Source organism: Ruegeria sp. CRTD044, assembly GCF_059613485.1.
In genome coordinates this window covers 400,105-422,018 of sequence record NZ_JBXWSP010000019.1, presented here as the reverse complement: position 1 = coordinate 422,018, position 21,914 = coordinate 400,105, and the positions used below count along the sequence as shown (strand labels likewise).

20 protein-coding genes are annotated in these 21,914 nt (G+C 59.1%); 6 read left to right on the top strand and 14 right to left on the bottom strand.

Going from position 1 to position 21,914, the window contains the following annotated elements:
* Positions 1-1,107: an S-methyl thiohydantoin desulfurase family protein gene (locus AC2FNL_RS18355; RefSeq protein ID WP_496834614.1), complete on the top strand. Its 1,107-nt coding sequence runs from the start codon at positions 1-3 to the stop codon at positions 1,105-1,107.
* Between the two features lie 389 nt (positions 1,108-1,496).
* Here AC2FNL_RS18355 and AC2FNL_RS18350 read toward each other — a convergent pair whose 3' ends face one another.
* The 3 genes from AC2FNL_RS18350 to AC2FNL_RS18340 are packed head-to-tail and all read right to left on the bottom strand — an operon-like array spanning position 1,497 to position 3,124.
* On the bottom strand, positions 1,497-2,441 hold the full coding sequence (locus tag AC2FNL_RS18350) for an HNH endonuclease (RefSeq protein WP_496694583.1): 945 nt from the start codon (positions 2,439-2,441) through the stop codon (positions 1,497-1,499).
* Positions 2,401-2,697, bottom strand: coding sequence for a hypothetical protein (locus AC2FNL_RS18345; protein ID WP_496694584.1), 297 nt, complete (start codon positions 2,695-2,697; stop codon positions 2,401-2,403). Before AC2FNL_RS18345 ends, AC2FNL_RS18350 begins: the two co-directional genes overlap by 41 nt.
* Before the next feature lie 4 nt (positions 2,698-2,701).
* On the bottom strand, positions 2,702-3,124 hold the full coding sequence (locus AC2FNL_RS18340) for a helix-turn-helix domain-containing protein (protein WP_191287347.1): 423 nt from the start codon (positions 3,122-3,124) through the stop codon (positions 2,702-2,704).
* 365 nt (positions 3,125-3,489) lie between these two features.
* Here AC2FNL_RS18340 and AC2FNL_RS18335 point away from each other — a divergent pair, with 365 nt between their 5' ends.
* On the top strand, positions 3,490-4,584 hold the full coding sequence (locus AC2FNL_RS18335; RefSeq protein ID WP_496694585.1) for a tyrosine-type recombinase/integrase: 1,095 nt from the start codon (positions 3,490-3,492) through the stop codon (positions 4,582-4,584).
* 647 nt (positions 4,585-5,231) lie between these two features.
* Here the strand turns inward: AC2FNL_RS18335 and AC2FNL_RS18330 are convergent.
* Positions 5,232-6,617, bottom strand: a complete 1,386-nt coding sequence (locus AC2FNL_RS18330; RefSeq protein ID WP_496834613.1) for a peptidase M16 family protein — start codon at positions 6,615-6,617, stop codon at positions 5,232-5,234.
* Between the two features lies 1 nt (position 6,618).
* Positions 6,619-7,908: a M16 family metallopeptidase gene (locus tag AC2FNL_RS18325; RefSeq protein ID WP_496834612.1), complete on the bottom strand. Its 1,290-nt coding sequence runs from the start codon at positions 7,906-7,908 to the stop codon at positions 6,619-6,621.
* Between the two features lie 317 nt (positions 7,909-8,225).
* Here AC2FNL_RS18325 and AC2FNL_RS18320 point away from each other — a divergent pair, with 317 nt between their 5' ends.
* Positions 8,226-9,551, top strand: a complete 1,326-nt coding sequence (locus AC2FNL_RS18320; RefSeq protein ID WP_170340815.1) for a sensor histidine kinase — start codon at positions 8,226-8,228, stop codon at positions 9,549-9,551.
* Positions 9,548-10,195: a response regulator gene (locus tag AC2FNL_RS18315; RefSeq protein ID WP_496834611.1), complete on the top strand. Its 648-nt coding sequence runs from the start codon at positions 9,548-9,550 to the stop codon at positions 10,193-10,195. The genes AC2FNL_RS18320 and AC2FNL_RS18315 overlap by 4 nt, the downstream gene beginning before the upstream one ends.
* Positions 10,196-10,264: 69 nt before the next feature.
* Here AC2FNL_RS18315 and AC2FNL_RS18310 read toward each other — a convergent pair whose 3' ends face one another.
* The 3 genes from AC2FNL_RS18310 to AC2FNL_RS18300 form a co-directional block, all read right to left on the bottom strand.
* Positions 10,265-10,993, bottom strand: a complete 729-nt coding sequence (locus AC2FNL_RS18310) for a hypothetical protein (RefSeq protein ID WP_496834610.1) — start codon at positions 10,991-10,993, stop codon at positions 10,265-10,267.
* Between the two features lie 201 nt (positions 10,994-11,194).
* Positions 11,195-12,103 (bottom strand): c-type cytochrome, encoded by a 909-nt coding sequence (locus AC2FNL_RS18305; protein ID WP_496834609.1) that lies wholly within the window; start codon positions 12,101-12,103, stop codon positions 11,195-11,197.
* A gap of 13 nt (positions 12,104-12,116) precedes the next feature.
* Complete coding sequence (locus AC2FNL_RS18300) at positions 12,117-12,584, bottom strand: c-type cytochrome (protein WP_170370342.1); 468 nt, start codon at positions 12,582-12,584, stop codon at positions 12,117-12,119.
* 86 nt (positions 12,585-12,670) lie between these two features.
* Here AC2FNL_RS18300 and AC2FNL_RS18295 point away from each other — a divergent pair, with 86 nt between their 5' ends.
* Positions 12,671-13,516, top strand: coding sequence for a LysR family transcriptional regulator (locus tag AC2FNL_RS18295; protein WP_480696061.1), 846 nt, complete (start codon positions 12,671-12,673; stop codon positions 13,514-13,516).
* Positions 13,517-13,518: 2 nt separating this feature from the next.
* On the opposite strand, the gene urtE is transcribed toward AC2FNL_RS18295, so the two are convergent.
* The 6 genes from urtE to AC2FNL_RS18265 form a co-directional block, all read right to left on the bottom strand.
* Positions 13,519-14,226 carry an urea ABC transporter ATP-binding subunit UrtE gene (gene urtE / locus AC2FNL_RS18290; protein ID WP_170582332.1) on the bottom strand — a complete coding sequence of 236 codons (708 nt, stop codon included), beginning with the start codon at positions 14,224-14,226 and terminating at the stop codon, positions 13,519-13,521.
* A complete protein-coding gene (gene urtD / locus AC2FNL_RS18285; protein ID WP_093964004.1) occupies positions 14,216-14,956 on the bottom strand; it encodes an urea ABC transporter ATP-binding protein UrtD in 741 nt (246 codons plus the stop codon). Before urtD ends, urtE begins: the two co-directional genes overlap by 11 nt.
* Positions 14,953-16,185, bottom strand: a complete 1,233-nt coding sequence (gene urtC, locus AC2FNL_RS18280; RefSeq protein ID WP_170364400.1) for an urea ABC transporter permease subunit UrtC — start codon at positions 16,183-16,185, stop codon at positions 14,953-14,955. The genes urtD and urtC overlap by 4 nt, the downstream gene beginning before the upstream one ends.
* A gap of 31 nt (positions 16,186-16,216) precedes the next feature.
* Positions 16,217-18,172, bottom strand: a complete 1,956-nt coding sequence (urtB, locus tag AC2FNL_RS18275; protein ID WP_496834608.1) for an urea ABC transporter permease subunit UrtB — start codon at positions 18,170-18,172, stop codon at positions 16,217-16,219.
* Positions 18,173-18,239: 67 nt separating this feature from the next.
* The gene (urtA, locus tag AC2FNL_RS18270; RefSeq protein WP_496834607.1) at positions 18,240-19,514 is read right to left on the bottom strand and encodes an urea ABC transporter substrate-binding protein; all 1,275 of its coding nucleotides are present in this window, start codon (positions 19,512-19,514) and stop codon (positions 18,240-18,242) included.
* Between the two features lie 287 nt (positions 19,515-19,801).
* The gene (locus AC2FNL_RS18265; RefSeq protein ID WP_141138509.1) at positions 19,802-20,110 is read right to left on the bottom strand and encodes a hypothetical protein; all 309 of its coding nucleotides are present in this window, start codon (positions 20,108-20,110) and stop codon (positions 19,802-19,804) included.
* Between the two features lie 288 nt (positions 20,111-20,398).
* On the opposite strand from AC2FNL_RS18265, the gene AC2FNL_RS18260 reads away from it, so the two are divergent.
* The gene (locus AC2FNL_RS18260; RefSeq protein ID WP_496834606.1) at positions 20,399-21,910 is read left to right on the top strand and encodes an FAD-binding domain-containing protein; all 1,512 of its coding nucleotides are present in this window, start codon (positions 20,399-20,401) and stop codon (positions 21,908-21,910) included.
* Positions 21,911-21,914: the final 4 nt, after the last annotated feature.

The following is a 21,914-nucleotide window of genomic DNA, read 5'->3' as shown; positions in this document are numbered from 1 at the left end:
ATGCAAAAACTGTCCCGACAGGATCTGGAAGACATCCTTTATGGCGCGGCCATCCTTGGCACCGGCGGCGGTGGCGAGCTGTCTGACGGACTGGCGATGATCGACGATGCCCTGTCGAAGGGCAAAGAGTTCATCATGGTCAGCCTTGATGAGGCGCCGCAAGACGCGCTGGTCTGCACGCCCTATATGCTCGGCGCGATCTCGGCCTTGCCAGAGGAAGAAGAGCGCAAATACGAGCGTCTGCCGCGCACTGGCATTCCATCGATCCTGGCGGCTTATGATCGGTTCCAGAAATATCTGGGGCGGACGTTCTACGGCACCATTTCGTGCGAGCTTGGCGGGTCCAACACCGCCACCGCCTTCTATGCCGCCGCGATGGCCGGGGCCTATATCATCGACGCCGACCCCGCAGGGCGCGCGGTGCCCGAGATCACCCATTCCACTTATTATATCAATGGCTTACCTGCCGCTCCCATCGTCATGGCCAACGAGTTTGGCGAGGCGATCATTTGCGAGAACGTCATGGATGACGAACGCGCCGAGCATATCGTGCGCGCCCTGTCCAAGGTCAGCCGCAACGACATCGCCGCCATCGACCACGCCCTTGAAATTCACGAGATCCGCAACGCGATCATCCCCGGCGCGATCTCTCTGGCCATGGATATGGGCCGGGTCTGGAGGGAAGCGCGCGCAAGCGGTAAAGACGTCGCCCAGACCATCGCGGCGCAGGGCGCGGGCCTTGTGGCGTTTCGCGGCGCCATCAGCGATTGCGATTGGGAAACCAAAGACGGCTTCACCTATGGCAACATTTCTATTTTGGGAGCTAGTGGGTTCGAAGGAGATACATTCAAGATCTGGCTCAAGAATGAGAACATGGTAGGAATATTGAATGGCGAAGTTCATACAACCATTCCTGATTTGATCTGCCTAATCGACACCGAATCCGGAGAACCGGTTACCAACCCGAACTACTTCACCGGCCAACATGTTGCCGTGGTCGTACTACCCGCTCCGAAACCCTTCACAACGCAAAAGGGACTGGAGGCATTTGGGCCAGGCTATGTTGGCCTAGATGAACCCTACCGCCCTACGGTCTCGAAACCATAGCAACAAGTTCGGTGATTTTGTTAGAACTTGATTTGCTCGCGAAGTCGTCAATCGGCATATAAGAGACGCGAACGCAGGGTTCTCGGCTTCTGCGCTCTGCGCAATATCCCAAAGAGATTCATTGCTACGAGCAGTCATCCAGCTTGCACAGTGACGGCGGGTGCCTTGCCACTTGCATTGCGAGATTGACGAGAAACCGGTTGCTACACCTTTGCAGCATATAGCCGACGTTTTCCCTTTCGTAAGATGAACGTCTAATCTGGTCCGTCCTCAGGGGGCGCTATGTCCGCCTACAGAGCTTCGCCACCGTTCGTGCAAGCCGCAGCATTCGGTAAAATGGGCTCTTTCCGGCAGTACGCTGCGTTCTACGCCAATGTCCGCACTGAGTATTAATGCTTGAAACAATTCTCTCTGTGCCAGGCTACAAACTCAGTCCTCGGCCGGTTGGCGAGGCGGTCCGGCACCAAGATCTTGCCGGACAAGTTGATCATCGATGTCACGGCTTCGATATCGTTACTTTGACGGGAAACCAGAATAGTTAGGTCGTCTGCTAACCCAACGAGGCCGCGATCAAACATCCAATGCGCGGTTCCGGACAGGGCGAGCCCATTGCTCACGATGTCAGGGCCGTCGTGTTCGACCGGTCTGATATGAGCGGCTTCCACCTCGGCGCGGCCACCGCCATTGATGAGACGCAAGCCCGTAATGGCACACCGTTCGCCGTAGGCGCGCAGGACGTTCTTTCTAAAATTGCGGTCGCGAACCGCGCGATTGGTCAGCTGGCTGACGCGTTCTCGAGCGGGCATGTGCTGGAAATGTGTTTGAGCATCTTGAAACCCTGGCATCTGCATCGTGTCGCCCACGCGAGGCAGGATGTCCTCATCTCGTCCAAGGCCACGTTCGACTATTCGGGCAAAGTCTTCAGCTGAAAGGGTTCTTACTGCGGCTTGCGCGCGTCCGGATATCTTGCCTTGATCGTTCAACAACCCTTTTTCGATGATTGAATTCTCGTCCCGGAATGAAACAGGGTCGCCGAAATCAAGATACGTTCCAGGCTCGATCACCGCCAAGAACATGTCCTGCTTCCTAGGATCCGGAATGATCTCTTGGACCTTGGCGACCGCGAAGTAACCTTTGGTCTCTTTGACCTTGCTTGGCTCCAGGTAGACGATCCAATCCCCTTCGCACTGTTGGGCGCGTGAAAGGTATTGCTTGGGGAACTGATACCGCTCCGACGGAATGTCGTCGTAAATCGAGTCGCTGCGATGGATGAAAATACCAAAGGCCATCCGATCAGCCGCGTTGAAGGTGTTCCAGTTTTCGATCGGCCGCACGTAGGGTCAGCACCGCGCCTGTCAAAAATGGAAGCGCCAAACCAGCCGCAGCGATTGCGAAAATCATGATGGTGGCCAAAACTGAATATTCGGCGGTCTGTTGTGCCAGTGATAATCGACCCAAGCCAATCAGGTAGAACACACTGGTTCCAAGGAAGATCAGGTAAAGTGGCCCAAAGGGTTCGATCACCTCACGGCGAGTGCGCTCCAAGACTGAATGTCGCAACATGTCCCAGCGTTTGCTTGCCTTGTTCACCAGATTACTCCCTTACCAATTCAATCCACGTGTGAACGTCGTCGTCACTGACTTCACGGCCTTCGACGTGTGACTGATACCAGCGAGCCACGATTGCTCCGCGTTTTTCGCTCTTAATTTTGATGTTTTCGTCAGTGAGGTGTTGATCGAGCGAAATCTCGATCCTCTTTAGCGCCTCAAAGTCATGAGCCGCTCTTACAGACTTTGTGCCCAATAGGATCCATGCTGCGTCTACATCGAACTTGTCGGCAATCGCGACCAAGGCCTCAACGGGAAGGCCGCGCTGGCCTTTTTCGTAGCTGTGATAGGCGCGGTGTGAGACGCCGATCGCGTCCGCCATGGCGGTTTGCGTCAAGCCGACTTCGTTGCGCGCGATCGCAAGTCGCGCACCCATTGCCGAGAAGACAGCCTTCAAATCCCGCGCCATGCAAGGTTCCCATTGACGTGAATGTCAAATTGCGCGAAACTGCACAAAATGACATAAAATTCCAGTTAATCCCATCTGACCACGTCAGAAGGTGCAGAACAAGCGATTCCATACGTGTCGCCGATTCCACTTAAGCGGACAAGGACAACTGAAATGGCAGAGACCAACTATTCAGACAGCTCTCAGATCCTGGGGCTTGGGAAAACGCCCGCGCAATGGGTCGAAGTCATGGCCGGGATGGGGATCGATATTTCAGAACGCACTCTGCGCGAACGCGCCAATGAGACCGGCGCATTTTATCGCCTTGGGCGGACCATGCTGATCACGCCCGCGCAGATTGATACGATTTTTGAAGGAGGCCAGTCATGCCGCTCCAAATTTACAAGAGGGGCCGTGTCTACTGGGCCAAGGGGTGGATTGAATACAACGGCAGGCCAATCGCCGGCCCATACCGGCGAAGCACTAAGGCATCTACAGAAGAGGGCGCACGGGACTGGATAAACCATGAGACCGAACGTCAGATCCGTCGCTATGTCGTGGGCGACGAACCGAGCAAGACGTTCTCTGATGCAATCATGCTCTACAATGCGTCCCCAAAAGCGGCGAAGCAGTTGATCCCGATTGTCGAAGCGATCGGTGACCTGTCGCTAGGCGCGATTTCTGGCGCGCTATTGAAGAGCCTGGGGCCGAAGCTGAAGCCCAAAGCGTCGACTGATACCTGGTGGCGCGAAATCGTGACGCCCGCGAGTGCTGTGATCAACAACGCGCATGAGCTAGAGGGCACTCCTCTGATCCGCGTGAAGCCGTACGACAAGTTCGAACGCATCGCTCAGGACAAGCGACGCGGGAAGCTTAGTCGTGTCGAGCGCACCCCGGCTGACAAGGAATGGATCGAGGCATTTTGCCGTGCAGCTGATCCGTATAACGCCGCTCTGGTCCGTTTCATGTTTGAAACGGCTGCGCGGATTGATCAGGCTGTATCACTGGAGCCGGATGACCTTCGACCGCACGAAAACAAAGTTCGGGTAAAGGCGCAGAAGGGACATCCGGAAAGTTGGATCACCGTCTCGCCTCAGATGATGGACGAGCTTCTCGCACTGCCAGCCAAACGGCCCAAGAACCGCAAGACCGGCAAGCTGATGAAAGCCCGTGTTTTCGGCTACGGCAGCTCGACAGGCTACAACACGCGCTGGAAGACGATCTGCAAACGCGCGGGTATTCCTTACCTGTCAGCGCACCCTGCTGGGCGGCATGGGTTCTTCACTGAGTTAGTCGTTCGTCAAGGCGTCGACCCGGTCACCGCAGCCAAGGCTGGTCGTTGGTCAGACCCCAATTTGCCCATGCGGATCTATGCCCACGCGGAGACCGATGAGGCCGACATCAGAGCCCGTTTTCGTACAAACCACGTACAAGATGGCACCGTACAAACACCCAACAGCAAGAAATTACAAAAGGAATAGCGCTATGAACGCATCCCTCCTAAGGGGCAGGTTGCAGGTTCGAATCCTGCCGGGGTCGCCAGCAACTCAGCGCGAGTCGGGTTGCGGGTTCGTTTTCACCGCTCAACCGCGATGGCGAGGTCACTTCGTGCAAGCGGTTCTGGCGATCCTGTTTGCGGTGCATACACTTCTTTTGGTGCAGTCGCCCTGAGAGTTTCTGCCTCTCTCAAATCTGCATTCTGGTGCGGTTATGGACCAACCTCGGCTCGTTGTGCATTTGGTATTCCCAGTGCATTGCGCGCCACCGCAGGTTTTCGGCTGCCATTTTCGGTAGGATTCGTATGAGCGCCACCCCTCCGGGCATGCTCCGCCCGCGAACGCGCAAGCGGTCTTTCCCTTGATCGTGACGGTTTTTCCTCCCGCGCTATTGCACTCTGCTGCCGTTGGGGCCGCACTTCCGGGAAGTGGCGATACCAACACCAAACACAGACCAACCAAAGATAGTATTTCAAGAACACGCATAGCGTTCTCCTTGCTGCGCGACCGGCAAATCCAAGCTTACGTGACCGACGGACAATCCCAAAGGGTCAATCCCACGGTGCCTTCGAGACGATGTATCGCGGGGATCATCTGCTCTTTGAAGCGTCGCAGCAATGGCCCGCGGACAGTCAGTATTCCGCGTTTGACAGCTTATTCAGGCAGTGGCTGATTGGTGTGCCTTTGGGCAGGGCACAGTACCCATCCGACCGCATGTTTGGTGGCGGGGAAACACCTCCTCCGATCAAGATCACCAGGAACTCCTCAATCGGTGGCAACAGCGTATCGGCGTTCTCAATCGTCTCTTCGGTCGAGACTGTCCGGAATGCCTCAAACAGTGGAAGGGTGATTTCGCCTTCTACGCCGTCGGGATGTTCGTCCAGAAGCTGGCGCGCGCCCCAGTCGGGATCTGTGAAGAATCTGTGATAGTAGGTGCGGTCCAACCGATCTTTCTGGATTTCCAGGCTTTCCGGGACAACACCCCCGTCGCGGACGCCCTGATAGATTTCCATGATCTTGCCGTGGACCTCGGGCCATGCGCTGGCTTCGACGGTCGCGCTCAGCGCGATCACGGCCTTGTTCTTGCCCACGACCACAAAGTCCGAACGTGGATCGTAGGATGCACGCATGGACTGGCGGATGACACGAAACATCTCCGAGCCCTGGTTGGCGCCGATGTAGTCAACAAGAAGGTTCGACCCAAGCTGGTCCTGTGCATTCGAAAACGCCTTTGCATTGGCAAGCAGGATCAACATTTCGGATGCGTCGGGATCGGCGAGATGCACGATACCTTTGGGCAGGGCAAAGGGCGCCCCGTTCGCGCCGGTCCACCCTTCGGCCCATTTGCTCAGGGCGCGCCCCAGCCGGAACCGCGCCCCCGGCAGCGAATTGATCAATCGGACGGTGCGGCGCGTTACCTCTTCGTCCTCTGATCTGAGGATGACCTGATCTGGTCGTCCGAACTGAAAGTCGGTTTCAAGGGTTTCTTCGTCCGTGGCGGCAGGGTCGAATTCCAGATAATTGGTAACCTCGTTCAACACATCCGACGGCTGTCTGGTTCTGGTCGAGATAACTGGGCGAGACGTCTCAAGCTCTCGTGCGTACCAGTCTGGTGTGTATCGGGGTTCGAGCAATACGTTCTCGAGGTGCACCAGGACTTCCGGGAAGACGTCGCTTGGCGCCGAGACGGTGAGCGTCAGGTTCTTGCCGCTTCTGCCGATTTTCTGTTCGACACCTTTCAGCTTCAGGAACGAACTGACTTCGTAGGATGAGCGGGTCGAGGTCCCGCCTGTCACCACGCTCGCAATGGCGGCGGACATGGCGGCAGTGCGGTCCAGCGTCGGGTGGTCAATCGTCCACACCAGGGTCAGTGCGGACGTGCCGTTCTCAAGCGGAGAGAGCTCGACCAGTTTCGTTTCGCCTGCAGTCGCAATCAGTTCCGCCTGTGCCCGCTCACCCGGCAGCAAGGCAAGCGCAACAAAGAGAACTGGGAGAAGCCGGCCCTTGAAAACGCGCATGTCAGTCAGCTTTCTCTGCAAGAACGAAAGATGCCGCCGAGGGCTGCAAGACTTTTTCCGCAAAATCGATAACTTCCTGATCTGTGGTGTTGCTCAGTGTTTCGGCAAAGACCGACGGGCTGATGGGCGGGAATCCGTCGGCGGCGACGTTCTGCAGAAACCACAGAAAGGCCGAAGGACGGCGGGCCATGTTCTGTGACCAGACCACCTCCTTTTGACGGAGCTCATGAATTTCGTATTTGCTGATCGGCTCGTCCAGCAAGCCAGCCAAGGTCTCGGTCAGCAGATCCTTGGCTTCATCCACGGTGAAGCCAGGCATAAGTTGCAGGTCGATCACCAGTTCAACATCGGCATTCTTCGCAAAATACCAGTTGACGCCATGGTTGAGTATCCGCGTGTCCTCGTGCCGCAGGACCTTGGCGATCCGTTCGTTCAGAATCCCGCTTGCGATGAAGAACGCGCCTTGCATGTCGATGCTCGTGGAGCGGTCTTCGAATTCCACGAATTTTGCAAACAGCACGGTGTCGCGTTGCAGACGATCCGACTGCAGACGCACTACGGACTGTTTCCCCGGATCCGGCTTGTGATCCAACCACGGTTTATTCGGAGCGTCAGACGGTTCGGTGTCGCCAAACACCCGCGCTACCAGTTCTTCGGCCCTGGCTGGATCAATGTTGCCGGAGACGATCAACGTCACGTTGGACGGCACATAGTGTTCTTTGTGAAACTGATAGGCCTTTTCGAGGCTCAGCTTGGGCAGATCTTCGACGGTGTTATCTGCCCGGCCGCGCAAAGTGCCGTAGAGGTTTTGAAGTGCCATTCGGCTTAGCCAGCGAAACGGATATTGCCGTTCACGCAGCAAGGTTTCCCGCTGGACGATAGCGACTTCGCTCTCCGCAAATTGCCTGGATACGGATGGCGTGTCCAGAACGGCCCGAGAAAGCCGCAACAGCATCTCTGCCTCGGATGGCAGTCCGGAATTCGTGTACACGGTCGCGACATTGTGCGTGGTGGCGTAGATGTCGCGCTCGCGCGGTTTTCTGAGAATGGTGGCGTCGGCCGAGAACGCGGCGAGATGCTCGGTCAGATGGGCTGTGCCGGACGGGTCCGGGTCGTCATACGACCCCGAAAGAACAATCAACTGAACATCCACGCGGTCGAAGTCGTTTACGGGAACCACATATGCCGCGTGCAGCCCACCTTTTTGGGTAAGCGGAATGACGCTCTGTGCCTGGGCGGATCCCGAAAAAACCAAAAAGACGATCGACAAGATAAATACGGCGGCGCGCATCAAAATCCTTTGAACTATTTGATTTTCGCTGAAACGCCGGTCAGCCGACGCTCAACCAAAGGGGCAACGGTTGTATCAATGCTTGCGGGGTACGGGGTGTTTTTCAAGTCGCAAAAGGCATTGCAAATCTGGGTGTGCTTCTGTGGCTGCGGTCGGGGCTTGCTGGGGCGAACATCTGGATCATGTCAGACCAAGGTCTGTGGTGCGATTTTTGATTGTGGGTCATAGTCGGGGCCAAGATGAGGACGAAAGTTGCTGAGCTGACGATTGGGAATTGGTCGTTGTCGCGAGTATTTCTTGCGGCAAGCATCCTTGTGATGGGATCTGCAACCGCGATCGTCGGTGTGTGGGTTTCAAATCGAATCCAGAATGCGGTCGTGCAGAACTCGGCCAATTCGGCGGCGCTGTATATGGAAAGCATCGTCTCACCTCTCAGCCAGGAACTGGCGTTGGGTGACCGCCTGTCCGAGCAGGCGAGGCGGGCGCTGGACGAGATTTTCATGACCCAGCCGATGCGCGATCGTATCGTATCATACAAGTTCTGGAAGCAGGGTGGTGTGGTCGTACACGCCTCGGACACAAGCATCATCGGTAACCGTTTCGAGCCGACGGGTGACCTTCAGCGCGCCTGGATCGGCGAAATCTCGGGCTCGTTCGAGGAACTGGATCACGATGAAAGCGCTGCCGAAGCGGCCTTGGGGATACCGCTGCTCGAGGTCTACAGCCCCATTCGTGAACTGTGGTCCGGTGAAATCATTGCCGTGGCCGAGTTCTATGAAAGGGCCGATCAATTGGAGATGGATCTGGCAAAAGCCAGGCGCACAAGCTGGTTAGTGGTCGGTTCCGCCTTTCTGGCAAGCACGGTTGTCCTTTTTTGCATCGTTGCGATCGGGGACAACACCATCCGGCGGCAGGCGAGGCTATTGAAGAAACGGCTGGCGGAAAGCGAAAGGATGGCGGCGCAGAATGCGATGCTGCGGTCGCGGGTGGTCGAGGCCTCGGGGCGGTATGCCGCGCAGACGGACCGGTTTCTGAAGAAACTCGGCGCCGAACTTCATGACGGCCCGGCGCAGTACCTTTCACTTGCCGCCCTTCGGTTGGAGGCCGCGTTTTCGGACAAATCCCCAAAACCGAAGGAGGCCGAGGAAATCCAGCAGTCGCTGCAGAAGTCCTTGACCGAAATCCGCGCGCTGTCCCGGGGGCTGTCTGCGCCCGATATCGACAACCTGACCTTGATTGATGTCGTGAAAAGAGCGGTCGAGGACCACGCGGAGCACAGCCCGTTGCGGCCTGAAATCTCGTTTCATGGCAGTGACATGCCGAATTTGTCGGTGTCTGACAAACTGTGCGTTTTCCGCTTTCTTCAGGAAACACTCTCGAATACCGCGCGATATGCCCCGCAGTCCCGCTGCAGCGTCACCTGCCATGTTCGCGACGATTGCATTGTCATTCAAGTCAAGGACGATGGACCCGGCTTTGATCCTTTGGACGGTACTGTTCTGCGCGATGATGGCGGCCAGGGGCTGCTGGGGCTGCGCGATCGGGTCGAAAGCATCGGCGGCAGGTTTCAGGTCTCGTCCAGTCCCGGTCAGGGCACCACCGTCGAAATGACCCTGTTTCCCAACAAAACGAGCTCACCATGACCAAGACACTTGTCATAGCAGATGATCATCCGATTTTCCGGGATGGGCTGCGGCGGACCTTGGATGAGGCAGAAGGGTTCGAAGTTCTCGCGGCCGGATCCAGCGCCGACGAGGCGGTTGCGCTTGTCGCTCAGCACCAGCCCGACATCGCAATTCTCGATCTCTCGATGCCCGGAGGTGGGATCAACGCGACACGCCGGATCGCCGCAATGGAAAAACCGCCCTGCATCGCGATTCTGACGGTTTCGGAGAACAGCAGCGATGTTGCCGATGCACTCGAGGCCGGAGCAATTGGGTACATTGTCAAAGGCGTAAACGCGAGCGAACTGACCGCGTCCCTGCACAGCATCGCCGCGGGGGAGGGGTTTGTTTCGCCGGGGCTGGCTTCGCGGGTACTTCTTCAGATCAACAACGACGCAAGCCCTGCGAACAACAGCGATGTCCTGGATGATCTTACGCATCGCGAAGAGGAGATACTCAGGCGCGTGGCCAAGGGTTTGAGCAATCGCGAGATCGCCGTGGAACTGGATCTTCAGGAAAAGACGGTGAAACACTATATGACGGCGATCCTGTCCAAGCTGCACGCGCGGAACCGGGTCGAGGCCGCGCTTATCGCGCACGACGCGTGGGGCAAGAAACACTAGCCGCATAGCCTGTAGTCGCCGAAACGGCCTCTCTGACCGAGAGACCGTCCGGGAAATTCGCGCTGTTCGTCAGTTCGCGACCGATTGCAGCCTCCGGATGTCTGCGGCCGTGGCTGTTCTTTCCACAACGGTCCGGTTGAAGGGGTCTTTCAGCTCGTAGCGCCCGAACTCGATCTCTTCTTTCCAGCCGTTGGCGTAGTTGACTTCGATGTTGTTTCCCTGACGTTCGATCTTTGTGGGGCGGCTTCCGGCCACACCACCTTGCCCGGATGCGCTTACATTCTTGATCGAAATTCCGTTCGCCAGAGAACGAAGCCTTGAGATGTCGGCACCTGTGGCTGGCCGCTCCTCAACGGTCCGGTTCTGAGCATTCTTTCTCTCATACCGGCCGTTTTCGATTTCTTCCTTTGTTCCGTCCGCATAGCGAACTTCGATTCCGTTTGCAGTTGTCTCGACCTTGGTTATGCCGGCCGACCCGGTCGGGGCGCTTCCGGATTGCGACGATCCCTTTTTGCTGCCGCTGCGACTTGACCGATCGTCGTCATCGTCGTCGTCATCATCCCGATCATCATCGTCGTCGTCATCCCGATCGTCGTCATCATCGTCCCGATCGTCGTTGTCATCATCGTCGTCCCGACCGCTGCCACCCTTGCCCTTGCCGCTTTTGGCAAACGCGTAAGCGGGCTCAAGCTGCAAGCCGCCCTCGGTGCTGAACTTGGGAGTGTATGGCGCCGCCGAAATCAACGTAGCCAGTGCCACAGTGCTGAGAAGTTGTCCCAGTTTCCGGTTTGCTATCATTTCAGCCTCCTTTGCTGTTCGACAAATGTCTGGTTGTCGTAGGGAGGCTAAGCCGGGTTGGATCAGTCCACATCGGGCTTAGGTCCGACGAATTTCCAACCAAACGTCCGAAAGGGGAAGCGAAAAGGCCCAAGGTGCCAAGATCCCGCCGCCCGGCGAACCGCCATGGCTCATCGGTAGCCGGGAAATGCAGGCGTCGGCTCAGTCTGTTGTGGCGTCGTTGGCCGGTACCGGAACAACCTTGAGATATGCGGCAATCGCCAACCGGTCCTCATCGGACAGACGGGAAGTGTTCTCGATGACCTCGGCCATCTCTCCGCCGGCGCTGTCATAGTCCGGAGTGAAACCGGACTTCAGGTATTCGGCGATGTCGGCTTCGGACCAATCCAGGTGGTTGGTGGTCAGGCCGGGAATGCGCCCTTTTCCGCTGGGATTTGGCGCACCCGCCAGCCATTGATCCCGGCTCAAGCCGCCAAGGCCATCTCTGGGCGTGTGGCACTCGGCGCAATGGCCCAAGGCTTCGACCAGGTAGCGCCCGCGCTGCTGCTGCGCATCGAGATCACCGTCCACCACCCACCCTGGTTCAAGGTAGAGAAGCTTCCAGCCGCCCAAGCTTCGCCGGATGTTGAAGGGGAAACCGACCTCATGCGCGCTGCTTTCCTGCGAGGCGGCCGGCAGGGTGCCAAGGAATGCGTGCAGCGACACGACATCCTCCGGCGTCATGTTCGTATAGGTCGTGTAAGGGAAGGCCGGGTAGTAGTGCTGCCCGGCCGGCCCGGTTCCGTAGATCAGGGCATCCGCCAGTTCCAGCGCCGACCATGTCCCAATCCCGGCTTCTGGGTCGCTGGATATGTTCGGAGCTATGAACGTACCGAAATCCGTCTCGAACCGGCGTCCGCCCGCCAGCACCAGCTTTTCCTCACCCTCGGAGTTCGGCGCTGAATGGCACGAGGCGCATCCGGCCGCAAAGAACACGGTCTCGCCCCTGACAAGATCAGGGGCAATACCGTCCAACTCGGCCGGATCGACGTGTTGCGGTCGGGTCAGAACCAGACCGGTCAGCCCGGCCAGGACCACGACGCCCGCGGCAATCGACAGAAGCCGCCGCACCGTCAGGGCCTTGTCAGTTCTTTGGGGCTCTGTATGCCTTGTGACATGCCGAACAGGCTCCACCCAATGGTCCCATCGCTGCTTTCAGCGCTTCGACATCTTGCCCGGCGGCGGCCTGCATCGCAACCGCGGCTTCAGCCATTGCCTGACCCTTGGCGCTGACATCCGGGAAGTTCTCCCAGATCGCCGGAAGCGCCCGAGAAGATGGGTCGGAGACATTGTCGGACCCGGCTGGCCACATGGCCGACTGATCGATCTGCGTCACGGCAACCAGGTTGTTGGCCGCGCGCGTTGCGGCCTCGGCGTTGTATTCCACTTCGCCTTTGGCCATGCCGCCAAGCGTGCCCAGATTGAACGCATACAGCTGCATGACGGCCTTCCGCGCCTTGACGGCCGGGTTTTCGCTTTCCTGGGCTACGGCCGTGCCAATAACGGCCACAGAAATCAAACTCGCCGCAAGGATTGAGAATTTCTTGATCATGGTATCTCTCCCACATGAATGTGCCGAATGGTAGCTTGATCGAAATTTCTTGTAATTGTTTATTTCTCTGCGTTTCTTGTTAACTTATGAACAATCAAAACTGGGATGACATCCGATACGCCCTCGCCGTCAGCCGGCACGGCTCGTTGAACGCAGCGGCCACAGCGCTGGGCGTGACCCATGCAACGGTGCTGCGCAGGGTGGCCGCGTTTGAACGACGCCATGGGTGCGTGATCTTCCAAAAGAACCCGTCGGGCTACAGCGCGCTACCCGAGGCCCGGGCCATTCTTTCGGCCATGGAAAATGTCGAAGACGCGGTGCTTTCGGTCGAACGGGCAATCGTGGGCGCGGACCGTTCGCCGACCGGGCGGGTGCGGATTGCCTCGACCGACAGCCTTTGCCAGCTTGTGCTGCCCGGGATACTGAACCGCATTTCTGCCCTTTATCCGGGTCTGGAACTGAGTCTGCTGAGCGGGAACAATCACCATGATCTGTCGCGGCTGACCGCGGACATTGCCGTGCGTCCATCAATCCGCCTGGGCGAAGACTTGGTGGGCGAGCGCGCTGGCGCGTTGGCCTTCGGGGTCTACGACGATGGGTCCTCCTACCGAAAATGGATGCGTTTGGATGGGGCGCTGAGCGGTTCGGTCCCGGCCAGATGGATGGCCGAACATGTGCGGGATGAAGACACCACCATCGGCGCGGACAGTTTCCTTGTGCTCCAGCAGATGGCTGCGACAGGCGTCGGCAAGGCGTTTCTGCCGACGTTCATCGGTGATGCGGACCCGCGGTTGCGGCGGGCGCCGGACATGGATCCAGAAATCGAGGTTCCTCTGTGGGTGGCCACGCTTGAAGAGATTGCGCGGACGCCGCGGTTTGCCGTCGTGCAGCGGGCCTTGGTGGAATACCTGCCCGAAGCACTGGGCCGGTAAGGTCAAACCGAAACGGCCGCCCTGAGCTGCTGCTGACCAAGTTCGGATTTTGACCCTTTGAGGAATGGCGACCCGCGTTCCAGCACCAGAAAACTGTCGCCTAGGGAATACGCGAAATCAAAATACTGCTCGACCAGGACAATCGCCATCTCACCTTGGTCGCGCAGCAGGCGGATGACTTCGCCGATCTGCTTGATGATGTTGGGCTGGATGCCCTCGGTTGGTTCATCCAGCAAAAGCAGCTTGGGTTTCGTGATCAACGCCCGCGCAATCGCAAGCTGCTGCTGCTGACCTCCTGACAGATCACCGCCGCGTCGTGAGAGGAACTCTTTGAGAATAGGGAACAGCTCGAAGATGTAGTCAGGTATCCTGTGTTCGCTGCGGGGCAGGCAGGCAAAACCGGTTTCCAGGTTCTCGCGGACCGTCAGAAACGGAAAGATTTCTCGTCCTTGCGGAACATAAGCCACACCTTTTCGAGCCAGCTCATAGGATGTGGCCTTGCTGATCTCCTCGCCGCCAAGCCGGTATTCACCGCCGCTGCGGGGGTGCGTTCCGGAGATGGCTTTCAACAGGCTGGTCTTGCCGACGCCGTTGGTGCCCATCACGCAGGTGACCTGACCCTGACGCGCGGTGATGTCGATCCCGCTCAGGATCTGGCTGCCGCCGTAGTGCAGGGACAGGTCCGAGATTTCCAGAAGCTCAGCGGCCAAGATACACCTCAATCACTTTGTCATTATTGGTGACGTGGTCCAGCGACCCTTCGGCCAGAACCGACCCCTCGTGCAGCACCGTGACTTTGCAGTTCAGGCGGCGGACGAACTCCATGTCATGTTCAACCACCACCACGGCGCGGGATTTTGCGGCCGCGACAAGAATGTCAGTCGTGTGCTCGCGCTCGGCGGGGGTCATTCCGGCGGCCGGCTCATCGACCAGCAGCAACTGCGGATCCTGCGCCAGCAGCATGCCGATCTCAAGCCACTGTTTCTGTCCGTGGCTCAGCTCGCCCGCCTTGCGGTTCAAGGCATTCTGCAGTCCGATTTCCTCGGCCAGGTCAGCGACTTTCTGATGATCCGCCTGTCCGGCCCGGAACCGCAGGACCGCCAGCGGGCCGCGTTTGTTCCTGAGGGCCAGCATCAGGTTCTCGCGAACGCTCTGGTCCTCGAAGACGGTGGGGCGTTGGAACTTTCGGCCGATGCCGGCCTGGGCAATCTGGCTTTCGCTCATCGACAGGAGCGAGACGGACTTGTCGCCCCACAGGACATGGCCGTCATCCGGTTTGGTCTTGCCGGTAATGATGTCCATGAACGTCGTCTTGCCCGCCCCGTTCGGGCCGATGACCGCGCGCATTTCGGCTGGGCCAATCTGGAATGTCAGGTTGTTGATGGCTTTGAATCCGTCGAAGGTTACGGACACGCCGGAGACTTCAAGTAACGTACTCATTCGTCGGCCTCTTTTTCGCGCAGCGACCCAAGGTCCGGCCCCAGATCGGCGCCGTGGCGGTCCGGGGCGCGCCGTTCGGCAAACCTGTCGATCAGACCGCCGATGCCCCGAGGCGCAAACAGCGTGACCGCGACAAATGACAACCCAAGCAGGATGGTCCACCAGTCGACCCATTGGATCGTGTAGAATCCCAGCGAGATGTCGGGGGCCTGACCACCCGTGAACCAGGTGGACAGCAGAGAAACGAATGCTGCGCCGATCACCGCTCCGTACAGACGGCCCCGTCCGCCGATGGCCACCCAGACGGCCAGGTAGATTGATGCAATGGGCGCGATCTCGGCTGGATTGATGATGCCGGCTTGAGGGTAGTACAGGGCGCCCGCGATGCCGCAGATCACGGCGGTGAAGGTGAAGATGAACAGCTTGTAGGCTTCGACCGAATATCCAAGGAACCGAACCCGGCTTTCGTCGTCCCGGATGGCGCGAATGACCGATCCGAACTTGCCGGACACCATCCAGGCGCAGACCAGATAGCCCAACCCCAGCGCCAGGGCCGACGCCCAGAAGAACAGGATCGAAACCGTCGATTGCGGCACCGAATCCAGACCCGGCAAATTCTGCAGACCCGACAGGCCGTTGTTCCCGCGCAGCCCGCTGTCGTTCTGAAACAGGTACAGGGACAGCGCCAGCGTCATCGCCTGTGTCAGGATCGACAGGTAGACCCCGGTCACACGGCTGCGGAAGGCGAGCCACCCAAACACAAGGGCCAGCAAGCCGGGCACCAGTACCACTGCGGCCAGTTGCAAGGGCAGCGAATGCGCGACAGCCCAGATCGGTGGGAACTCGGATGCGCCGACGACGCCGAAGATCTGGGTGGCGATTCCGTCAGAAATTTCCTGGGCCGTTGGCGGCAGGGCCGAGGACGCGAGGCTTTCGATCACGATGATCTCGGTCCGCGCATACATCAGCCACATGCCGATGGCGTATCCGCCGATACCGAAGAAGGCCATATGCCCCAAGGACAGGATGCCCGTGTAGCCCCACACCAGATCCATCGCCAGGGCCGCAAGGCACAGGCAGAGGGTCTTGCCCAATGTCTTGACGAAGCTGGTGGATATCAGGCCGATCCCGAACCCTTCGCCCAGCACAGTTATGGTCGCCGTGAACAGCGCCAGAATGATCAGAAAGATCGCGACCGAGGGATAGCGCAGCACAAATGGCTTTCGCATCGGGCCGGCTGTGGATGTCATGTCAACCATATCACGCTTCCGCCGCCCGACCCTTGAGCGCGATGATGCCGCGCGGCCGGAATTGAATGAACAGGATGATGAACAGGATCATGTAGGTCTGTGCCGCCAGGGTATTGGACGGGTTGAACCATTCGATCCCCTTCTGCAGCGTGCCGACCATCGTCGCCCCCAGCAGCGTCCCCCAGATGTTGCCCACACCGCCCACGACCACTGTCATGAAGCTTTGCACGATATAGTCCGAACCCATCTCGGACGTGACCTTGGCGTAAAGTCCGATCGCCACGCCGGCAATGCCCGCGATGCCCGAGCCAAAGCCGAAGGTCAGCATGTTGATCCGGTCGGGATTGATACCCATCGATGACGCCATGCGCGGGTTCTGCGTCACGGCGCGCACCTCAAGCCCCAGCCGGGTCCGGTTCATGACAATGAGGAAAAGCGCGAGGAACAGCAGCGCCAGAACAAAGATCGCGATGCGGATGTAACTGATGGAGACGATATCGTTCAGCACCATCGAACCGTCCAGCCAGGCCGGGGCGGTCAGGGGACGGGCCTGGGTTCCAAAGATATTCTTGGCCAGTTGCTGCAGCGCGATGGAAACCCCGAAGGTCGCAAGCAGAGTCTCCAGCGGACGGTGATACAGCCAGCGAATGACCAGACGTTCCAGCAGAACACCGGCGCCGAAGGTCACCAGGAATGCGCAGGGAATGGCGACGATGATCGACAGCGTCAGGTCCGGAATGAACAGTTGAACCACATATCCGGTATAGGCGCCCATCATGATGAACTCACCATGCGCCATGTTAATGACGCCCATGACGCCGAAAGTGATGGCAAGGCCGATGGCGGCAAGGAAATAGATCGAGGCGAGAGACAGCGCATCCAGAACCAGATCCGCCGTCTGGTTGAGAGCGACTTGTGTCTCGATATTGTCCAGCACGGCCTGCGCCGCCAGCGCCACGGGCAACGGTGCCGAAGTGTAGACCCGGTAGAACTTGTACTGTTGCACGGCCTCGGCGATGTCGTCCTGCGTCACCAGTGGAGCGGCGAGCCCCTGATCGGCCAGCAGCTGGTATGCCGCTTGTCGTGCCGCATCTTCGTCCAGACTTGCCACCTGTACGCCTGCGACCCTGTCACCGTCGATATTCGAAATCAGGGTCTCTTTGATGGTGCCGTCGTCCACCAGGGCCGGTGCCAACCCGTTCTCAACCAACAGGTCATAGGCCTGTTTCTGTGTTAGTTCGTCGGACCCGGCCTCGATGGTCACAGCGCCATCCGGGACTGTGTCGGACACCTTGATTTCAGATGCAACAAGGGGATTGAGCGTTGCGCGCACGTCAACGCCCAGATCGCCGGCGAAGCTGTCGATTGCAGCCAACCTTGCGGCCGAGTCATCATCGAACCGGATCGTCAACAGACGCTCGAGCCGGTTCTTGCGGGCCCGCAGATCCGGGTCCTGCTCTCCGGCAATGGCGCCGCGCAGGGCGTATAGGTGCGAGGGTTCCGCGTCCCGCTCGATCGCCGTCAGCGCTGCGCTTCGGTTCAGCGGGTCGGGGTCGTTCAATTGAAACTGCACCAGCGCCGAAGCGATCAACCCGCGAATGCCCGAGTTCGGCTTGAGTTGTTTGTAGTCCTTCTTGTCGACGATACCAATCTCGGCCCCGTCTGAGATATCGAAAACCCGCAAACCGCCCTCGGCTTTGGACGCAAAAACGAAAAGGCCCGTATCCCGGTTGAACCACATGTCCTTGGCCTGCCACCGTTCCAGGACGGTTTGTGCCTCGGGCAATCCACTCTGCGCCAGGGCGTCAATTGCCGGGCCAATCGTCTTGCGAGAGGATTTTTGAATGACCTCCGCCTGGGCCTGCAAAAGCTTCTGGACCGGCGCGTCGGAGGATTGGGCTTGCAAAAGACCAGGGGCCACGAACAGCAGCAGGGCAAACAAAGCCCGGCAAATCGAAAGCGTCATTTGGGGAGACCTCGGCATTGGGCCCCGGGGCACACGTGACGCGCCCCGAGGTGTTCCGGTTCAGATCTTAGTAGTTCGATTTGATCTGTACGCAGCTTTTCGTTTCGGTGTTGTACATACCGCAACCCAGCTCTTTCCAATCCGAGACCAGAACCGCGGATTCGGGCAGGTAGTCCGTCCAGGCATCGCCCGGAACCTCTTCGGTCTGGCTGATGATGTCGAACTGACCGTCTTCCTGGATTTCACCGATCAGAACCGGCTTGGCGAGGTGGTGGTTCGGCAGCATGACGGCCGTCCCGCCCGTCAGGTTCGGGAATTCCTGGCCGTACATGGCTGCGCGCACGGCATCGACATCCGTCGAGCCCGCCTCAGTTGCGGCGTTCACCCACATGTTGAAGCCGATGTAATGCGCTTCCATCGGATCGTTGGTCACCCGATCTTCGCCCATGCGGGCTTTCCAGGCGGCAACCCAGGCCTCGTTCGCTTCGCTCTCTGCCGACTGGAAGTAGTTCCACGCGGCCAGATGCCCGACCAGGTTGGTCGTGTCCAGGCCGGCCAATTCTTCTTCGCCGACCGAGAAGGCAACAACCGGAATGTCATCGGCCGAGATACCTGCGGCGGCCAGTTCCTTGTAGAAGCCCACATTCGCGTCGCCGTTGATGGTCGAGATGACGCCGACTTTCTTGCCGTCCGCGCCCAGCGCAACGACATCCGCCACGATCTTGGACCAGTCGGAATGGCCAAAGGGCGTGTAGTTCACGAAGATGTCCACTTCGGCGATGCCTTTCTGCTTCAGATAGCTTTCGAGGATGTTGTTCGTCGTGCGCGGATACACGTAGTCGGTGCCCAACAGGGCGAATTTCTCGACCCCCAGTTCCTCAAGGAAGTAGTCCGTTGCGGGGATCGCCTGCTGGTTCGGTGCGGCACCGGTGTAGAAGACGTTCTTCGAGCTTTCTTCGCCTTCGTACTGAACCGGATAGAACAGCAAGCCGTTGAGCTCTTCGATGACCGGCAATACGGATTTGCGGGACACCGATGTCCAGTTGCCAAAGATCACGTCAACTTCGTGTACGGTCAGCAGTTCGCGCGCTTTCTCGGCAAACAAGGGCCAGTCCGAGGCGGGGTCGACAACTACGGCTTCCAGCTCGCAGCCCAGCAGGCCACCAGCTTCGTTCTGCTGTTCGACCAGCATCTCCATCGTGTCTTTCAGCGTGGTCTCGGAGATGGCCATCGTACCTGACAATGAGTGCAGAACGCCCACTTTGATCGGGCAATCGGCCAGCGCGGGCAGGGCGGTTGCGAACAATACAGCAGCAGTAGTGTTGAGTAGTTTGGAGTGCATCAGCGTTTCCTTTTGTGCGATGCGCAGCAGGCTTGTCCGGAACGTCGAAACATCCCATATACCCCCCACGCTTAATTGCGGTGTGCGAGGGCGTCATCAGGTTCCTAGGCCGGGCACCTTCGCACATTTTCCAAGCCGTCTTTCGGCGCACCACATTGCTAGGTCAGCTTTTGCCGGGGCTCAGAGTCCGGTGGCGCGAGTTTTTGGATTGATTCAGCGCGTTGCCCAAATTTGCGGCGGTGCCGCATAGTTCGCCCAAAAATGCGGCGCTGCAGCGAAGGGTGGTCTCAGACGCCGCCCAGTATCAGCAGGCTGCACTGATCGAGAAGGTCGCTGGCCGTTTGCCGCGCGGCGCTGGCCGCCGTGATGTCCGAGCCAAAGGTCGCCGTATGAAGCAAGCGCGCATGGGCGTGTTTTGAGTTCACCCGGTGGCTCAGGACCAGTTCGGCCTCCTCTGCCGTCACGGTCGCCTCAAGCAAGGACACGAAGCCGCCGCGAAGCAACTCATAGTCCTGCGCCTTGGGGTCGTTCAGAAGCCAGGCATGCTCCATTGCGGCCGAAAAACGCCCGGCGCAGCCGGCAAACGATTTGACCATGTCGGTTTCAGCATGAAGCAATCCGATAGATGAGAAAGTGCATAGTGCTGAAACGAAAATAGTTTTCAAAGCGCCCATGTTTTGATCATTGCAACCGAAAAAGCGCCCGTCAAGACAGCGCTTTGTGAACCGACCCGCCCATTCCCGACAGGCTTCGGTCACACCGGGCCATGACGGAACCGGTTCCGCGCGGTTTTTGCGTCCAGGCCCTGCCGGGGCGTATTGCACCCGGTTGAGGGCTGGCCGGACCAGACTAGCTATTGCCCAGATTTGATTCGGAGAACGGTTTTGCAGATCGTCTGGTTCAAGCGGGATCTCAGGGTGCAGGACAATCGTGCCCTGGCTCAGGCGGCACAGCGGGGGGCGCTGGTGCCGCTCTACGTGGTTGAACCCGATCTTTGGCGTCAACCCGACATGTCCGCTCGCCAATGGGCGTTCATCCACGAAACCCTGGTCGAGCTGCGCAGGCAGCTTGCGGAACTGGGCCAGCCCCTGATCGTACGGACGGGCGAGATGCTGTCGGTCCTGGACGATCTTGCGCAAAGTTTCGACCTCACGGCCCTGTGGTCGCATGAAGAAACGGGAAACGACTGGACCTTTCAGCGGGACAAACGCGTGGCGTCCTGGTGCCGAACCCAGGGTATTCCCTGGCACCAGCCGCGCAATCACGGGGTTCGCCGCCGTCTGGCTTCGCGCGATGGCTGGGCCAAAGAGTGGGATCGCTTCATGAGCGAACCGATCACGCCCGCACCCATACTGCGGCCCATCCCGATGGACCCGGGTGGGATCCCGTCCAGCACGGAATTGGGGTTGCACCCGGACCCATGTCCACGGCGGCAGTCGGGCGGCCACACCGCGGCGTCGGACCGGTTGACCACATTCCTGAGCACGCGCGGCCGGACCTATCGCAGCGCGATGTCCTCACCTCAGCTGGGGGAACATGCGTGTTCGCGCCTGTCCCCGCATCTGGCATGGGGAACGCTGTCGATGCGCGAGGTGATGCAGGCCACATGGGCGCGGCAAAAAGCGCTGAGCCACACTTCCGACAAACAGTGGCGGGGGGCGATGTCCTCGTTCGAAGGCCGGCTGCATTGGCACTGCCACTTTATCCAGAAACTGGAGGATGACCCCCGGATCGAGTTCCAGAACGTGCATCGCGCCTATGACGGGATCCGCCCCTCGGCCCCGGATTCGCATCGGCTGGAGGCCTGGGCCAACGGTGAGACCGGCCTGCCATTTGTTGACGCATGCATGCGGTACTTACGGGCAACGGGGTGGCTCAACTTTCGAATGCGCGCGATGGTGATGGCGACGGCCAGCTATCACCTGTGGCTTGACTGGCGCGCACCCGGTGAGGTTCTCGCCCGCCTGTTCACCGATTACGAACCGGGCATCCACTGGAGCCAGGTGCAGATGCAGGCCGGCACCACGGGCATCAACGCGCTGAGGATCTACAACCCGGTGAAACAGGGCCATGATCAGGACCCGACCGGGACCTTTACCCGCCGTTGGTTGCCGGAACTGGCAGATATCCCGGATCGCCATCTGCAAGAGCCGTGGAAGGCCGAGAACGCAGGTGCCGTGCTGGGCAAACGCTACCCGATGCCCATCGTCGATCACGTCGCGGCGGCCCGGTTCGCCCGGGATCGGATCTGGGAGGTGCGGCGCGGGGAAGGATTCCGGGACGAGGCTGCGAAGGTCTTGGCCCGGCATGGCAGCCGCAAGGGGCGCTTGCGGAAAGGAAACAGCCGTGGGGTCACCCGCAACCCGGCGCAATTGTCATTGGATCTGGGGGACTAGATGC

Coding starts and splice junctions, on each gene's coding strand:
- AC2FNL_RS18355 (WP_496834614.1), top strand. CDS start 1: ATGCAAAAACTGTCCCGACAGGATCTGGAAGACATCCTTTATGGCGCG.
- AC2FNL_RS18340 (WP_191287347.1), bottom strand. CDS start 3,124: ATGGCGCGGGATTTGAAGGCTGTCTTCTCGGCAATGGGTGCGCGACTT.
- AC2FNL_RS18335 (WP_496694585.1), top strand. CDS start 3,490: ATGCCGCTCCAAATTTACAAGAGGGGCCGTGTCTACTGGGCCAAGGGG.
- AC2FNL_RS18330 (WP_496834613.1), bottom strand. CDS start 6,617: ATGCGCGTTTTCAAGGGCCGGCTTCTCCCAGTTCTCTTTGTTGCGCTT.
- AC2FNL_RS18325 (WP_496834612.1), bottom strand. CDS start 7,908: ATGCGCGCCGCCGTATTTATCTTGTCGATCGTCTTTTTGGTTTTTTCG.
- AC2FNL_RS18320 (WP_170340815.1), top strand. CDS start 8,226: ATGGGATCTGCAACCGCGATCGTCGGTGTGTGGGTTTCAAATCGAATC.
- AC2FNL_RS18315 (WP_496834611.1), top strand. CDS start 9,548: ATGACCAAGACACTTGTCATAGCAGATGATCATCCGATTTTCCGGGAT.
- AC2FNL_RS18310 (WP_496834610.1), bottom strand. CDS start 10,993: ATGATAGCAAACCGGAAACTGGGACAACTTCTCAGCACTGTGGCACTG.
- AC2FNL_RS18300 (WP_170370342.1), bottom strand. CDS start 12,584: ATGATCAAGAAATTCTCAATCCTTGCGGCGAGTTTGATTTCTGTGGCC.
- AC2FNL_RS18295 (WP_480696061.1), top strand. CDS start 12,671: ATGAACAATCAAAACTGGGATGACATCCGATACGCCCTCGCCGTCAGC.
- urtD (WP_093964004.1), bottom strand. CDS start 14,956: ATGAGTACGTTACTTGAAGTCTCCGGCGTGTCCGTAACCTTCGACGGA.
- urtC (WP_170364400.1), bottom strand. CDS start 16,185: ATGCGAAAGCCATTTGTGCTGCGCTATCCCTCGGTCGCGATCTTTCTG.
- urtB (WP_496834608.1), bottom strand. CDS start 18,172: ATGACGCTTTCGATTTGCCGGGCTTTGTTTGCCCTGCTGCTGTTCGTG.
- urtA (WP_496834607.1), bottom strand. CDS start 19,514: ATGCACTCCAAACTACTCAACACTACTGCTGCTGTATTGTTCGCAACC.
- AC2FNL_RS18265 (WP_141138509.1), bottom strand. CDS start 20,110: ATGGTCAAATCGTTTGCCGGCTGCGCCGGGCGTTTTTCGGCCGCAATG.